This is a genomic window from Pseudomonas sp. TE21394 (assembly GCF_054057835.1).
This window is the reverse complement of the sequence record NZ_JBSRZR010000001.1, coordinates 3,796,761-3,810,522: the sequence shown is the minus strand read 5'-3', so window position 1 is coordinate 3,810,522 and position 13,762 is coordinate 3,796,761. Positions and strand designations below refer to the sequence as shown.

Sequence of the window (13,762 nt, the reverse complement as noted above, 5' to 3'; positions counted from 1 at the left end):
CATGTTCAAGTATATCGGCGACATCGTTAAGGGCACCGGCACCCAGCTGCGCAGCCTGGCCATGGTGTTCTCCCACGGGTTCCGCAAGCGCGATACCCTGCAGTACCCCGAAGAACCCGTTTACCTGCCGCCGCGCTACCGCGGCCGCATCGTCCTCACCCGCGACCCCGATGGCGAGGAGCGCTGCGTGGCATGCAACCTGTGCGCGGTGGCCTGCCCGGTCGGCTGTATCTCGCTGCAGAAGGCCGAGACCGAGGACGGCCGCTGGTACCCGGAGTTCTTCCGCATCAACTTCTCGCGCTGCATCTTCTGCGGCCTGTGTGAAGAAGCGTGCCCGACCACCGCGATCCAGCTGACTCCGGATTTCGAAATGGCCGAGTTCAAGCGTCAGGACCTGGTGTACGAGAAAGAAGATCTGCTGATCTCCGGCCCCGGCAAGAACCCTGACTACAACTTCTACCGTGTTGCGGGTATGGCGATCGCTGGCAAGCCGAAAGGCGCTGCGCAGAACGAAGCCGAGCCGATCAACGTGAAGAGCTTGCTCCCATAAGGACAGAAAGATGGAATTCGCTTTCTACTTCGCATCCGGGATCGCCGTGCTCTCCACCCTTCGGGTGGTGACCGGAACCAACCCCGTGCACGCCTTGCTTTACCTGATCATTTCGCTGATTTCCGTGGCCATGATCTTCTTCGCCCTGGGTGCGCCGTTCGCCGGCGCCCTGGAAGTGATCGCCTACGCCGGCGCCATCATGGTGCTGTTCGTGTTCGTGGTGATGATGCTCAACCTCGGGCCGGCTTCGGTCGCCCAGGAACGCGGCTGGCTCAAGCCCGGCATCTGGGCCGGGCCGGTGATCCTCGCCGCCCTGCTGCTGCTGGAGCTGCTGTACGTGCTGTTCGTCGCCCCGAGCGGCGCCGCCATCAGCGGTACCACCGTAGGCCCGAAAGCCGTGGGCATCAGCCTTTTCGGCCCGTACCTGCTGGTGGTCGAACTGGCGTCGATGCTGCTGCTCGCTGCAGCCGTCACCGCCTTCCACCTGGGCCGCAACGAGGCGAAGGAGTAAATCATGGGCGCTATCCCTCTCGAGCATGGTCTGGCGGTCGCCGGCATCCTGTTCTGCTTAGGTCTGGTTGGCCTGATGGTCCGCCGCAACATCCTCTTCGTGCTCATGAGCCTGGAAGTCATGATGAACGCCTCTGCCCTGGCGTTCATCGTCGCCGGTGCCCGTTGGGTCCAGCCCGACGGCCAGGTGATGTTCATTCTGGTGATCAGCCTGGCAGCTGCCGAGGCCAGTATCGGCCTGGCCATCCTGCTGCAGCTGTATCGCCGCTTCCACACTCTCGACATCGATGCTGCCAGTGAGATGCGCGGATGAACCTTCTCTTCCTGACTTTCGTCTTCCCCCTCCTCGGCTTCCTGCTGCTGTCGTTCTCGCGCGGGCGCTTCTCGGAGAACCTGTCGGCCCTGATCGGCGTCGGCTCGGTGGGCCTGTCGGCCGCCGTGGCTGCCTACGTCATCTGGCAATTCAACGTCGCCCCGCCTGAAGGCGGTGCGTACAGCCAGCTGCTGTGGCAGTGGATGTCGGTGGATGGCTTCGCGCCGAACTTCACCCTGTACCTGGATGGCCTGTCCGTGACAATGCTCGGCGTGGTCACCGGTGTCGGCTTCCTGATCCACCTGTTCGCCTCCTGGTACATGCGTGGCGAAGCCGGCTACTCGCGCTTCTTCTCGTACACCAACCTGTTCATCGCCAGCATGCTGTTCCTGGTCCTTGGCGATAACCTGCTGTTCATCTACTTCGGCTGGGAAGGCGTGGGCCTGTGCTCGTACCTGTTGATCGGTTTCTACTACAGCAACCGCAACAACGGTAACGCGGCACTCAAGGCGTTCATCGTCACCCGCATCGGCGACGTGTTCATGGCCATCGGCCTGTTCATCCTGTTTGCCCAGCTGGGTACCCTGAACGTGCAGGAACTGCTGGTGCTGGCACCGCAGAAGTTCCAGGCTGGCGACACCTGGATGGTCCTGGCCACGCTGATGCTGCTGGGTGGTGCGGTCGGTAAATCGGCGCAGCTGCCACTGCAGACCTGGCTGGCCGATGCGATGGCCGGCCCTACTCCGGTCTCCGCACTGATCCACGCGGCAACCATGGTGACCGCGGGCGTGTACCTGATCGCCCGCACCAACGGCCTGTTCCTGCTGGCCCCGGACATCCTGCACCTGGTCGGCGTGGTCGGTGGCGTAACCCTGGTACTGGCCGGCTTCGCCGCGCTGGTACAGACCGACATCAAGCGTATCCTCGCCTATTCGACCATGAGCCAGATCGGCTACATGTTCCTGGCCCTGGGCGTGGGTGCCTGGGACGCGGCGATCTTCCACCTGATGACCCACGCCTTCTTCAAGGCCCTGCTGTTCCTGGCTTCCGGTGCGGTGATCGTTGCCTGCCACCACGAGCAGAACATCTTCAAGATGGGCGGCCTGTGGAAGAAACTGCCGCTGGCCTACGCCAGCTTCGTGGTCGGTGGTGCCGCCCTGGCCGCCCTGCCGATCGTGACCGTGGGCTTCTACTCCAAGGACGAGATCCTCTGGGAAGCCTTCGCCAGCGGCAACACCGGCCTGCTGTATGCCGGCCTGGTCGGTGCGTTCATGACCTCGCTGTACACCTTCCGCCTGATCTTCATCGCCTTCCACGGCGAAGCCAAGACCGAAGCTCACGCGGGCCACGGCATCAGCCACTGGCTGCCGCTGGGCGTGCTGATCGTGCTGTCGACCTTCGTCGGCGCCTGGATCACCCCGCCGCTGGCAGGCGTGCTGCCGGAAAGCGCCGGCCACGCCGGTGGCGAAGCCAAGCACGCGCTGGAGCTCACCTCGGGTGCCATCGCCATCGCCGGTATCCTGCTGTCGGCCTTGCTGTTCCTGGGCAAGCGCCGCTTCGTCAGCGCCGTGGCCAACAGTGGCATCGGCCGGGTCCTGTCGGCCTGGTGGTTCGCTGCCTGGGGCTTCGACTGGATCTACGACAAGCTCTTCGTCAAACCGTACCTGCTGATCAGCCACATCCTGCGCAAGGACCCGGTTGACCGCACCATCGGCCTGATTCCCCGGATGGCGCGTGGCGGCCACGTCGCCATGAGCAAGACCGAGACTGGCCAGCTGCGCTGGTACACCGCCTCTATCGCCGTGGGTGCCGTGCTGGTGCTCGGTGCCGTGGTAGTGGCTGCGGTATGACTATGAATCTTGCGACTTTGCCAAAGGAAACCAACCCGTCATGATTTTGCCTTGGCTGATCCTGATCCCCTTCATCGGCGGCTTCCTGTGCTGGCTGGGTGAGCGCTTCGGCGCCACCCTGCCGCGCTGGATCGCGCTGCTGACCATGTCCCTGCTGCTCGGCATCGGCCTGTGGCTGTGGGCTAACGGCGACTACACCCTCGCCCCTGCTCCGGGCGCCGAACCGGCCTGGGCCCTGGAATACAAAGTCCAGTGGATCCAGCGCTTCGGCATCAGCATCCACCTGGCCCTCGACGGCCTGTCGCTGCTGATGATCCTGCTCACCGGCCTGCTCGGTGTGCTGTCGGTACTGTGCTCCTGGAAAGAAATCCAGCGCCACGTCGGCTTCTTCCACCTCAACCTGATGTGGATCCTCGGCGGCGTGGTCGGCGTGTTCCTGGCCCTGGACCTGTTCCTGTTCTTCTTCTTCTGGGAAATGATGCTGGTGCCGATGTACTTCCTCATCGCGCTCTGGGGTCACAGCTCGGCAGACGGCAAGAAGACCCGGATCTACGCGGCGACCAAGTTCTTCATCTTCACCCAGGCCAGCGGCCTGATCATGCTGGTGGCGATCCTTGGCCTGGTGCTGGTCAACTACACCAACACCGGGGTGATCACCTTCAACTACAGCGACCTGCTGAAGGCTGAACTGCCAGCCGGTACCGAGTACCTGCTGATGCTGGGCTTCTTCATCGCCTTCGCGGTGAAACTGCCAGTGGTGCCGTTCCACTCCTGGCTGCCTGACGCTCACGCCCAGGCGCCGACCGCAGGCTCCGTGGACCTCGCCGGTATCTTGCTGAAGACTGCGGCCTACGGCCTGCTGCGCTTCGCCCTGCCACTGTTCCCGAATGCCTCGGCCGAGTTCGCGCCGATCGCCATGACCCTGGGCCTGATCGGTATCTTCTACGGTGCCTTCCTGGCCTTCGCGCAAACCGACATCAAGCGCCTGGTCGCGTTCTCCAGCGTCTCGCACATGGGCTTCGTGCTGATCGGTATCTACTCCGGCAGCCAGCAGGCCCTGCAAGGCGCGGTGATCCAGATGCTGGCCCACGGCCTGTCGGCTGCGGCGCTGTTCATCCTGGCCGGTCAACTGTACGAGCGCCTGCACACCCGTGACATGCGCGAAATGGGCGGCCTGTGGCACCGCATCGCCTACCTGCCGGCCATCAGCCTGTTCTTCGCCGCCGCCTCCCTGGGCCTGCCCGGCACCGGCAACTTCGTCGGCGAATTCCTGATCCTGATTGGCAGCTTCGCCAGCGTGCCATGGATCACCGTGATCGCCACCACTGGCCTGGTGTTCGGTTCGGTGTACTCGCTGATCATGATCCACCGCGCCTACTTCGGCCCGGCCAAGGCCGACAGCGTGCTGGCCGGCATGGACGGTCGCGAGCTGATCATGGTCCTGGGTCTGGCTGTACTGCTGATCCTGCTGGGCGTGTATCCGCAGCCGTTCCTCGACACCTCTGCCGCCACCATGAGTGGTGTGCAGCAGTGGCTCGGTTCCGCTTTCACTCAACTCGCTTCGGCCCGGTAAGAGCGCTATGGAATTCACCACTCAACACTTCATCGCATTGGCGCCGATGCTGATCACCACCATCACCACGGTGGTGGTGATGCTGGCGATCGCCTGGAAGCGCAACCACTCGCAGACCTTCCTGCTGTCCACCGTGGGCCTCAACCTGGCCCTGCTGTCGATCCTGCCGGCGCTGAAGGTTGCGCCGCTGGCAGTCACTTCGCTGGTGACCATCGACAAGTTCGCCTGCCTGTACATGGCGATCATGCTGGTGGCCACGCTGGCTTGCGTCACCCTCGCCCACGCCTACCTCGGCGAAGGCGCCAAGGGCTTCCCGGGCAACCGTGAAGAACTCTACCTGCTGCTGCTGATGTCGGCTCTCGGCGGCCTGGTGCTGGTCAGCGCCAACCACCTGGCCGGCCTGTTCATCGGCCTGGAGCTGCTGTCGGTACCGGTCTACGGCCTGGTGGCGTATGCCTTCTTCAACAAGCGCTCGCTCGAAGCCGGCATCAAATACATGGTGCTGTCGGCTGCCGGCTCGGCGTTCCTGCTGTTCGGCATGGCCCTGCTGTACGCCGACGCCGGCAGCCTGAGCTTCGACCAGATCGGCAAGGCCCTGGCTGCCACCAGCATGCCAAGCCTGCTGGCCCAGCTGGGCCTGGCCATGATGCTGGTCGGCCTGGCCTTCAAGCTGTCGCTGGTACCGTTCCACCTGTGGACTCCGGACGTGTACGAAGGCGCCCCGGCGCCGGTCGCCGCGTTCCTGGCCACTGCCAGCAAGGTGGCGGTGTTCGCCGTGGTGGTCCGCCTGTTCATGCTCTCCCCTGCGGCCAGCAGCGGCGTGCTGAGCACCGTGCTGGCGGTTATCGCCGTGGCCTCGATCCTGATCGGTAACCTGCTGGCACTGACCCAGAGCAACCTCAAGCGTCTGCTCGGTTACTCGTCCATCGCCCACTTCGGCTACCTGGTCATCGCGTTGGTCGCCAGCAAGGGCCTGGCCCTGGAAGCCATGGGCGTGTACCTGGTCACCTACGTGATCACCAGCCTCGGCGCGTTCGGCGTCATCACCCTGATGTCCTCGCCTTATGCCGGCCGTGACGCCGATGCGCTGTACGAGTACCGCGGCCTGTTCTGGCGCCGTCCGTACCTGACCGCAGTCCTGACCGTGATGATGTTGTCGCTGGCCGGTATCCCGCTGACCGCTGGCTTCATCGGCAAGTTCTACATCATCGCCACCGGCGTCGAGTCGCACCTGTGGTGGCTGGTCGGTGCGCTGGTGATCGGTAGCGCCATCGGTGTCTACTACTACCTGCGCGTCATGGTCACCCTGTACCTGGTCGAGCCGAACCTGCGTCGCCATGACGCCCCGCTGAAGTGGGAACAGCGCACCGGCGGCGTTATGCTGCTGGCCATCGCCATTCTCGCCTTCGTGCTTGGCGTGTACCCGCAGCCGCTGCTGGAAATGGTCCAGCAAGCGGGCCTGCAACTGATCGGCTGATTACCCCGGCAAAACAAGACACCCCGCTCATGCGGGGTGTTTTTTTATTTGCCTTGTCTGATCTGCAGGTAGGGTCATCGCATCCAGTGGCACCTCATTCATCGGCTGCGCCCTGGGCTACCGTCGGCAACGCCGCCCTGCGCAATTCACCATTGGCCGAGGGCAGGTAAACTTCCGGGTTGGGCATACCGCTGGGTGAAAGTTCATGGGTCATTTCGAATTCGGCACGCACTGACCAGCCACACGCCTCGGTTGTGCATTGCAAATAGGCAATGCGCAGGAAAATATGGCGCCCTTCACTGGTGCGTATACGCATCCGGCTGTGGCAATGCGGGCAAACCAACTTGTAAGTACTCACGGCACGTACCTGCAAGCATGTTTCAACGTAATGCTCCCTAAGAATAATCGCGCAGCTGTGTCAGTATTGGCTGCAAACTTGGAATTGTTCGTCAGTTCGATGTTTTTCATTGCAGAAATGCTCCTTAAAACGCAGGGCTGTATTCATAACGAGTAGTTTAAGCCCATGGAATATCAATAAACCAGTCATGGATATCTGTTATGAGTACTCACGTACTTGCTGCAGTGCTCACCCGCCTCAAGCTTTTGACCGGCGCCAAGACCGATGCCGAGCTCTCGCGCAAGCTGTCGATCAGCCCACAGACCTTGAGCAGCTGGAAGGTGCGCGACAGCATTCCCTATTCGTTGTGCATAGACCTGGCCCGACAGCACGGCTGCTCGCTGGACTGGCTACTGCTGGGTGAAGTCGCCACCGCCCCTTCAGCCGCGGATGACGCCGACTGGGAGTACGACATGCTCACCCGCCTGCGGACGCTATCGCCCGCGGATCGTCAAGCCGTGCTGCTGCTCATCAAGGACAAGCAACGCATCCAGCAACTGGAACAGAAACTGAATGCGCTGGGCGCGGCAGCCACCGGCTAATCCTGTTTTCGCCAGCGCCGGATAAGCTCGCGTGGGTCCAGTGTATCCAGCCAGACCATGACCTTGAGGCTGATCGGGATCACGACCACGGCGGCCACGAAAGCCGCCATGCCACGTGTCAACAAGGGCGCCAGTGCCGACACCAGCGGCTCGAACAAGTGGCCCACTCCCACGGTCACGAATACCAGCAGCACTTTCTTGCCCAGCTTCAGGCGCCTGGCCGTATTGGTGATCAGCCGGTCACGCGCCGCACTCACCAACAGTGCCCCCAACAGCGCGGCGAACAGCACACTGCCATCCACCTCCAGCAACGCCACGAGCGCGGTGCACGGCGTGTCGAAAATGTCGACTTCAGGCATGGTTGCGCCCTCGACGTGCAGTGGGCAAGCAAGCAACTGCCCCCAGGTTGTAGCGGACCGCAGCCTCGATAAAGCGCAAGTAGCACACCCGCAATGCGCGCCCATGGTCATGCCTGGCAACGTCCTCGAGGCGCTTGTAACCTCGCCTGCGCAGTACCGCCCGCCAGCGGGCGAACTCGCGTGCCGCGTCGATGGCCGCGCAGCGGGCGGCCACTTCCAGTGCGGTTTCGCTGACAGACGAGTGCAGGTGCAGCCGCTCGCGCAGCCTGCCCAGAGCTATCCGTGGCCAGAACGGGTCATGGTTATCGGCAAACCGTGGAAACAGAGGATCGTTGCCCATGTTCGCCCCTCACTGCTCGGCCAGCATGCCATAGCGAATGGCCTTGATCACTGCTGCCACCCGGGTGGACACATCGAACTTGCGCAGGATGTTCGACACATGGAAATTCACCGTCGATTCCCTGCACGCCAGGATCTGGCCGATCTCCCAGGAACTTTTGCCGTAGGCACACCACAACAGGACTTGCTGTTCACGTGGCGTCAGGCGAACCGGGGCGTCCGCCGGGAGGTGCTGCGAATGTCGCGCGTGGTCATTCATGTCTGAACTCCGCAGGTGATTGAGAGAGGCATCGCTGCCGATCTGCGGCCACCTTACGAAGCGCGTGCCGTGCGGCTCTACCACAGCGGCTTGTAGAGAACTTTCGTACAAAACCCCTAATGAAACCAGCAGCAAATATGCCGGCTTTCTTCGTGCTTTATGCGTGATTTCGCTCGTCTCAACGCCGTTGTCATTTGTCCTGTTACCTGGAGTCGTACAATGCGTTGCGTTTTGCCCCTATCGTCCTGCCTTGGCCTGCTGGCCGCTTTGGCTGCCAACCAGCCTGCGGCGGCTTCCTCGGTCGAACTGGGCCAGGTGCTGATCACCGACGAGGAGCAGAATGACCTGAGCGCAGCCAGCGAACGCCTGCGCGAGGTGCCTGGGGCGACCAACCTGGTGGACATGCAGCGAGCAGGACAAGGCCGGGTCGCAAGCAACCAGGACGTGCTTGCCTACCAGCCCGGGGTATTCGCCCAATCAGCCGGTAACGATGGCATCAAGCTGTCGATCCGCGGCTCGGGCATCAACCGCGCCCCAGGGGCCCATGGCTCCGGGATCTACACGATGTTCGACGGCCTGCCCCTGACCGGCCCGGGCGGTACGCCGTACGAACTGTTCGAGCCGCTGTGGCTGAGCAGTGCCGAAGTGCTGCGTGGCGCCAATGGCTTTGACCACGGCGCGCTGGCCCTGGGCGGAGCACTCAACTACATCACCCACACCGGCTACGACGCCGCGCCGCTGCAGGTGCGTTACGAAGTCGGCAGCCGTGGCTATCAGCACCGCCAGGTGAGTTCGGGCCAGGTACTGGGCAACTTCGACTATTACCTGGCGCTGACCGATTCGGAGTATGACGGTTACCAGGCGCACAGCAGTGGCAGTGCGAAAGGCGTTGCCGCCAACTTCGGCTACCGCTTCAACCCTGACCTGGAAACCCGCTTCTACCTGCGTTATCGGGAAACCGAGAACGAACTGGCCGGGCGCCTGACCAAGGAACAGATCAAGCACCACCCCCGCGCTGCCAACCCGAACTACCTGGCTCGCGATGACAGCCGTCCTCAACCGGGCAGCACCTGGTTGGGCAACAAGACCACCTTCTACCTCGACGACGATGCACGCCTGGAAGCCGGCCTGGTCTACCACGACTACCCGATGGACCTGCGCGAAGGCCCGATGCGCCTCAAGGTAGCCTACACCGATGTCAGCGGCACCTTGAATTACTTGCGCCGCGACACCCTGATGGGCCACGACAGCAAGACCACCGTTGGCTGGCGCACCACCAAGCACCTGCCCAACAGCGGCGCCTCGCAATTCGAACGTACTGGCGAGGTGTTCGGCAAGCGTACCCGCGACTTCACCTACCAAGGTTCGGACACCGTGCTGCATGCCGGCAATGACCTGGAACTGGTGCCGGACCTGTGGCTGACCACTGGCCTGGCGCTGGTCTACACCCGCCGCGAAAGTGCGGTGACCTACCCTGCCGAAGGCGGCAAGGTGAGCTTGCATGACTGGGACTATGCACCTCGCCTGGGGCTGCGCTATGACATCCGCCCGAACTTGCAGGTGTACGGCAACCTGAGTCGCTCGGTCGAACCCCCGCATCCCTGGGCGCTGATCTGGAGCGCGCCGACCGCCTACCAACCAATCGAAATGCAGAACCAGACAGCCACCACGCTGGAGCTGGGCGCGCGCGGCGATTCGGCAATAGGGCATTGGGACCTGGCCTGGTATTACGCGCAGGTGCGACATGAACTGCTGGCCGTGGAAATCCTGCAGGGCGCTCCGGCCAAGGAATTCAATGCCAGCGCCACCGTGCACCAGGGGGTGGAAGCGGGCCTGGACAGCACGCTGTGGGAACACGCCGGGGCTGGCAGGCTCAGCTTGCGCCAGGCCTACACCTTCAGTGACTTCCACTACCGCGACGACGACCAGTTCGGCGACAACCGCCTGCCCGGCATCCCGATGCACTACTACCAGGCCGAGCTGCGCCACGACTGGCCCAGCGGCTTCTACGCGGGGATCAACACGCAGATGGCGTCGAAAGTGCAAGTCGACTATGCCAACAGCTACCACGCCGAGGCCTATGCCTTGCTCGGCGCGCGCCTCGGCTGGAATTCACCGAAACAGGACTGGCAGACCTGGCTTGACCTGCGCAACCTGACCAACAAACGCTATGCGGCAACGGTAACACCCGGCTACAACGACGCGGGCAAGGACGTGGCCCGCTCGACACCGGGCGAAGGGTTCGCTGTGTATGCCGGGGTTTCCTACAGCTTCCGCTGAAGCGCTGCACACAGCTGGCGTGGTGTCCCAAAGCGCTGCTGCGCAGCCCTTCGCGACACCAGGCCGCTCAAGGCGGTCAAACCGCCCTGTTCAACTTCACCCACGAAGCGAACTTGTCGATGAAACCCTGCAGGAACGGCCGGGTCTTGTCGTTGAGCTTGCCGGCCTCGTCGAACAGGCTCGCCGCACCGCCAATGTAGGCTTCGGGCATCTGCATGCATGGCATGTCCAGGAATACCAGCGACTGCCGCACGGCATGGTTGGCACCAAAGCCACCAATGGCTCCCGGCGATACACTGACCACCGCCGTCGGCTTGCCACTCCAGGCACTTTGCCCGTAGGGCCGCGAGCCGACATCGATGGCATTCTTCAGGCAGCCCGGCACCGACCGGTTGTACTCCGGGGTGACGAACAGCACGGCATCGCTGCGGCGGATCTCATCGCGAAAACGCTTCCACGATTGCGGCGGCGCATCGGCCTCGACATCCTCGTTGTACAGCGGCAAGTCGCCGATCTCGACGATTTTCAGGGCCAGGCTGGACGGCGCCAGCTCCGAGAGTGCACGGGCAACCTTGCGGTTGTAGGAGTCCTTGCGCAAGCTTCCGACGACGACTGCTACCGAATACACCTGGGTCATGGCAATTTCCAACTTTGCTGGGTTAAGGGACGTTGTAGTTATAGATGACCGTTGTTCGCCACTTTGGTTTTTTTTCCGAGGGCGAAAACTTCCGACGCGGTTCCACGGTCTATCCGTTCAGACATTCCCTACGCAATTCAGAGGTTTTCAACCAAATGGCAGCAGTAATGGTCGGCCAATTCCACGCCCGTGACGCCGAAGGCCGCATCTACCCCGTGCACGAGTTTCAGGAGTCGACCCTGCAAGTGGACGGCAGCACGCTGGGCGCCCCCATCACCACCTACCGCCTGGCCATCGGCGACAAGGTCAACCATCTGGGTGAAAACCGCTTCGAACTGGCCCGCAGCGGCGTCGAGCTCATTCGCATTCCTTGATGCAATCCACCGTGTAGCGGCCACCTTCGTTCTGCAGGCCATGCACGTCGGCGAGAAAGCCGGGGAAGCCTCGGTTGAACGCACGGGCAAAGGCCAGGTAGTCGAGTATCGAGCGGGTCGCTTCGGTGAACCGTTCCCCTGGCATGATCAATGGAATGCCCGGCGGGTACGGCACCAGCATCACCGCCGCCACCCGCCCCGACAGCGCCTCGATCGGCACCGCCTCCACTTCGCCACGCACCATCTGGTCATAGGCACTGGCCGGGCTCATGGCGACTTCCGGCAAGCGGGTGAACAGCCGCTTCAGTTGCTTGGCCGTGGCATTGCTGCGGTAGCAGCCATGCAACTGGTCGCACAGCTCGCGCAAGCCCATGCCCTGGTAGCGCGACGCATCGGCAGCCATTACGCTGGGCAGGCATTCGTTCAGCGGTGTATTGCCGTCATAGTGGCGTTTGAACTCCAGCAACTCGGTGAGCAACGTGCTCCACTTGCCCTTGGTAATGCCCATGGAGAACAGCACCAGGAAACTGTACAAGCCGGTCTTTTCCACCACCAGCCCGCGCTCCCAGAGAAACTTGCTGACCACCGCCGCCGGGATGCCATGTTCGCCCAGCGCACCGCCCGCACTCAGGCCAGGCATTACCAGCGTCACTTTCAGCGGGTCGAGCAGCACGTAGTCATCCGCCACCTCGGTGAAACCATGCCACTCGGCGCCCGGCTGCAGTAGCCAGTCCTGGGCGGCCAGGCGATGGATGCCTTCGGTGCCCGGCGGTTGCCAGATGCTGAACCACCAGTCGTCTGCGGCAATGTGCTCGCGCAGGTTGGCCAGGGCCCGACGGAAACTCAGGGCCTCGTCGAACATCTCTTGCAGCAGTGAATGCCCGGCCGGGCCTTCCATCATGGTCGAGGCCACGTCCAGCGAGGCGAGGATGCTGTACTGCGGCGAGGTCGAAATGTGCATCATGAACGCTTCGTTGAAGCGGTCCCGGTCCAACTGGCGCCTGGCCCCGTCCTGCACGTGGATCATCGAGGCCTGGCTGAACGCGGCCAATAGCTTATGGGTGGAATGGGTGCTGAACACCAGTGGGCTGTCCGCCGCACAGGCCGTGCCCATGGCGTAGCGCCCGGTGAAGAAGCCGTGGAACACCGCATAGGCGAACCAGGCTTCGTCGAAGTGCAGCACCTCGACACTGGCGCCGAGGGTCTGCTTGATCAGCCCGGCGTGGTAGCACAGGCCGTCGTAGGTGGAGTTGGTCACCACTGCCAACTTGATGCGCTGGCCACGGTCGCGCGCAAGCGGGTTGGCCTGTATCTTGGCCTGGATCGACTCGGGGCTGAATTCACTGAGCGGGATCGGCCCGATGATCCCCAGTTCGTTGCGCTCGGGGCACAGGTACAGGGGGATGGCGCCGGTCATGATGATCGCATGCACCACCGACTTGTGGCAGTTGCGGTCCACCAATACCAGGTCGTCACGGCCGACCATGGCGTGCCAGACGATCTTGTTGGCGGTGGAGGTGCCGTTGATGACGAAGAAGGTATGGTCGGCGCCGAAGTTGCGCGCCGCCCTGGCCTCGGCTGCGGCCAGCGGGCCGGTGTGGTCGAGCAGCGAGCCCAGTTCCGGTACCGAAACCGACAGGTCCGAGCGCAGGGTGTTCTCCCCGAAGAATTGATGAAAAGCCTGGCCCACCGGGCTTTTACGGTAGGCCACGCCACCGCCGTGGCCCGGCGTGTGCCAGGAATAGTTGGACTGCGCGGTATGCTGCACCAGGGCCTTGAAGAACGGTGGCAGCAGGCCATCGAGGTAAGCGTGCGCCGCACGGGCGACCTGGCGCGCGAGAAACGGCACGGTATCTTCGAAGAGGTAAAGGATGCCACGCAGCTGGTTGAGCTCGCTCATGGCTTCGGCAGGGGCATTTTCCAGGGTGACCTGCTCGCCCAGGGCGAAAATCGGCAGGTTGGGCGCACGCAGGCGAGCCAAGCGGATAAGCTCGGCCATGTTCTGCAACAGGTGGGTACTCTCGGCGACACCTTCGGCGGCGATCAGCATGCAGGCCAGGCCGTGATGGGTGGTGGCGACCAGGCGCGCTTCGGCGTGGTCGGCGGCCTTGATGACGGTAAAGCCGTCCTGGCTCAGCTCATCGGCGATACCGCGCACACGCTCGCCGGCAACGCTGTCGGCCTTGATGGCACGGTGGACGATGAGGATGGGGAACTTGAGGTCCTTGTACATCAGGTGGCTACCTCCGAAGGACATGGCGTCCATTTCAGGGTAGTTGACGTGCCTGTCTTGAGGTTGAGG

The 13,762-nt window shown here is 63.0% G+C and carries 15 protein-coding genes; 9 read left to right on the top strand and 6 right to left on the bottom strand.

What is annotated here, in order from left to right; translation table 11 throughout:
* Position 1: 1 nt before the first annotated feature.
* From nuoI to nuoN, 6 genes are read left to right on the top strand one after another with little or no spacing between them, the layout of a single operon-like run.
* Positions 2 to 550 (top strand): NADH-quinone oxidoreductase subunit NuoI, encoded by a 549-nt coding sequence (gene nuoI / locus ACVWZT_RS17435; protein WP_016488223.1) that lies wholly within the window; start codon positions 2 to 4, stop codon positions 548 to 550.
* Between the two features lie 10 nt (positions 551 to 560).
* Positions 561 to 1,061: an NADH-quinone oxidoreductase subunit J gene (nuoJ, locus tag ACVWZT_RS17430; RefSeq protein WP_170030742.1), complete on the top strand. Its 501-nt coding sequence runs from the start codon at positions 561 to 563 to the stop codon at positions 1,059 to 1,061.
* Positions 1,062 to 1,064: 3 nt separating this feature from the next.
* Complete coding sequence (gene nuoK / locus ACVWZT_RS17425; protein WP_008096201.1) at positions 1,065 to 1,373, top strand: NADH-quinone oxidoreductase subunit NuoK; 309 nt, start codon at positions 1,065 to 1,067, stop codon at positions 1,371 to 1,373.
* Positions 1,370 to 3,223: an NADH-quinone oxidoreductase subunit L gene (gene nuoL, locus ACVWZT_RS17420; protein WP_296233348.1), complete on the top strand. Its 1,854-nt coding sequence runs from the start codon at positions 1,370 to 1,372 to the stop codon at positions 3,221 to 3,223. The genes nuoK and nuoL overlap by 4 nt, the downstream gene beginning before the upstream one ends.
* Before the next feature lie 40 nt (positions 3,224 to 3,263).
* Positions 3,264 to 4,796: an NADH-quinone oxidoreductase subunit M gene (gene nuoM, locus ACVWZT_RS17415; protein ID WP_170030746.1), complete on the top strand. Its 1,533-nt coding sequence runs from the start codon at positions 3,264 to 3,266 to the stop codon at positions 4,794 to 4,796.
* A gap of 7 nt (positions 4,797 to 4,803) precedes the next feature.
* Positions 4,804 to 6,273 (top strand): NADH-quinone oxidoreductase subunit NuoN, encoded by a 1,470-nt coding sequence (gene nuoN / locus ACVWZT_RS17410; RefSeq protein WP_296233346.1) that lies wholly within the window; start codon positions 4,804 to 4,806, stop codon positions 6,271 to 6,273.
* A gap of 94 nt (positions 6,274 to 6,367) precedes the next feature.
* Here the strand turns inward: nuoN and ACVWZT_RS17405 are convergent, their stop codons facing one another.
* Complete coding sequence (locus ACVWZT_RS17405) at positions 6,368 to 6,631, bottom strand: ogr/Delta-like zinc finger family protein (protein ID WP_296233360.1); 264 nt, start codon at positions 6,629 to 6,631, stop codon at positions 6,368 to 6,370.
* 200 nt (positions 6,632 to 6,831) lie between these two features.
* Between ACVWZT_RS17405 and ACVWZT_RS17400 the strand changes: the two genes are divergently transcribed.
* On the top strand, positions 6,832 to 7,212 hold the full coding sequence (locus tag ACVWZT_RS17400; RefSeq protein ID WP_296233345.1) for a helix-turn-helix domain-containing protein: 381 nt from the start codon (positions 6,832 to 6,834) through the stop codon (positions 7,210 to 7,212).
* On the opposite strand, the gene ACVWZT_RS17395 is transcribed toward ACVWZT_RS17400, so the two are convergent.
* Genes ACVWZT_RS17395 through ACVWZT_RS17385 form a run of 3 tightly spaced genes read right to left on the bottom strand, consistent with a single transcriptional unit; the run spans position 7,209 to position 8,169 of the window.
* Positions 7,209 to 7,571, bottom strand: a complete 363-nt coding sequence (locus tag ACVWZT_RS17395; RefSeq protein ID WP_296233344.1) for a hypothetical protein — start codon at positions 7,569 to 7,571, stop codon at positions 7,209 to 7,211. The two genes, ACVWZT_RS17400 and ACVWZT_RS17395, sit on opposite strands and share 4 nt — an antisense overlap.
* On the bottom strand, positions 7,564 to 7,911 hold the full coding sequence (locus ACVWZT_RS17390) for a head completion/stabilization protein (RefSeq protein WP_457470438.1): 348 nt from the start codon (positions 7,909 to 7,911) through the stop codon (positions 7,564 to 7,566). Before ACVWZT_RS17390 ends, ACVWZT_RS17395 begins: the two co-directional genes overlap by 8 nt.
* 9 nt (positions 7,912 to 7,920) lie before the next feature.
* Positions 7,921 to 8,169: a helix-turn-helix domain-containing protein gene (locus ACVWZT_RS17385; protein WP_296233341.1), complete on the bottom strand. Its 249-nt coding sequence runs from the start codon at positions 8,167 to 8,169 to the stop codon at positions 7,921 to 7,923.
* Positions 8,170 to 8,388: 219 nt separating this feature from the next.
* Here ACVWZT_RS17385 and ACVWZT_RS17380 point away from each other — a divergent pair, with 219 nt between their 5' ends.
* Complete coding sequence (locus ACVWZT_RS17380; protein ID WP_457470437.1) at positions 8,389 to 10,449, top strand: TonB-dependent receptor family protein; 2,061 nt, start codon at positions 8,389 to 8,391, stop codon at positions 10,447 to 10,449.
* 76 nt (positions 10,450 to 10,525) lie between these two features.
* Here ACVWZT_RS17380 and ACVWZT_RS17375 read toward each other — a convergent pair whose 3' ends face one another.
* Complete coding sequence (locus ACVWZT_RS17375; RefSeq protein ID WP_225778500.1) at positions 10,526 to 11,086, bottom strand: NADPH-dependent FMN reductase; 561 nt, start codon at positions 11,084 to 11,086, stop codon at positions 10,526 to 10,528.
* A 155-nt stretch (positions 11,087 to 11,241) separates the two neighbouring features.
* Here ACVWZT_RS17375 and ACVWZT_RS17370 point away from each other — a divergent pair, with 155 nt between their 5' ends.
* Entirely contained in the window at positions 11,242 to 11,460 is a 219-nt protein-coding gene (locus ACVWZT_RS17370) for a hypothetical protein (protein ID WP_225778501.1), read from the top strand.
* Here ACVWZT_RS17370 and ACVWZT_RS17365 read toward each other — a convergent pair.
* Positions 11,444 to 13,693 (bottom strand): Orn/Lys/Arg family decarboxylase, encoded by a 2,250-nt coding sequence (locus ACVWZT_RS17365; protein ID WP_457472094.1) that lies wholly within the window; start codon positions 13,691 to 13,693, stop codon positions 11,444 to 11,446. The two genes, ACVWZT_RS17370 and ACVWZT_RS17365, sit on opposite strands and share 17 nt — an antisense overlap.
* Positions 13,694 to 13,762: the final 69 nt, after the last annotated feature.

Coding starts and splice junctions, on each gene's coding strand:
- nuoI (WP_016488223.1), top strand. CDS start 2: ATGTTCAAGTATATCGGCGACATCGTTAAGGGCACCGGCACCCAGCTG.
- nuoJ (WP_170030742.1), top strand. CDS start 561: ATGGAATTCGCTTTCTACTTCGCATCCGGGATCGCCGTGCTCTCCACC.
- nuoK (WP_008096201.1), top strand. CDS start 1,065: ATGGGCGCTATCCCTCTCGAGCATGGTCTGGCGGTCGCCGGCATCCTG.
- nuoL (WP_296233348.1), top strand. CDS start 1,370: ATGAACCTTCTCTTCCTGACTTTCGTCTTCCCCCTCCTCGGCTTCCTG.
- nuoM (WP_170030746.1), top strand. CDS start 3,264: ATGATTTTGCCTTGGCTGATCCTGATCCCCTTCATCGGCGGCTTCCTG.
- nuoN (WP_296233346.1), top strand. CDS start 4,804: ATGGAATTCACCACTCAACACTTCATCGCATTGGCGCCGATGCTGATC.
- ACVWZT_RS17400 (WP_296233345.1), top strand. CDS start 6,832: ATGAGTACTCACGTACTTGCTGCAGTGCTCACCCGCCTCAAGCTTTTG.
- ACVWZT_RS17395 (WP_296233344.1), bottom strand. CDS start 7,571: ATGCCTGAAGTCGACATTTTCGACACGCCGTGCACCGCGCTCGTGGCG.
- ACVWZT_RS17390 (WP_457470438.1), bottom strand. CDS start 7,911: ATGGGCAACGATCCTCTGTTTCCACGGTTTGCCGATAACCATGACCCG.
- ACVWZT_RS17385 (WP_296233341.1), bottom strand. CDS start 8,169: ATGAATGACCACGCGCGACATTCGCAGCACCTCCCGGCGGACGCCCCG.
- ACVWZT_RS17380 (WP_457470437.1), top strand. CDS start 8,389: ATGCGTTGCGTTTTGCCCCTATCGTCCTGCCTTGGCCTGCTGGCCGCT.
- ACVWZT_RS17375 (WP_225778500.1), bottom strand. CDS start 11,086: ATGACCCAGGTGTATTCGGTAGCAGTCGTCGTCGGAAGCTTGCGCAAG.
- ACVWZT_RS17370 (WP_225778501.1), top strand. CDS start 11,242: ATGGCAGCAGTAATGGTCGGCCAATTCCACGCCCGTGACGCCGAAGGC.
- ACVWZT_RS17365 (WP_457472094.1), bottom strand. CDS start 13,693: ATGTACAAGGACCTCAAGTTCCCCATCCTCATCGTCCACCGTGCCATC.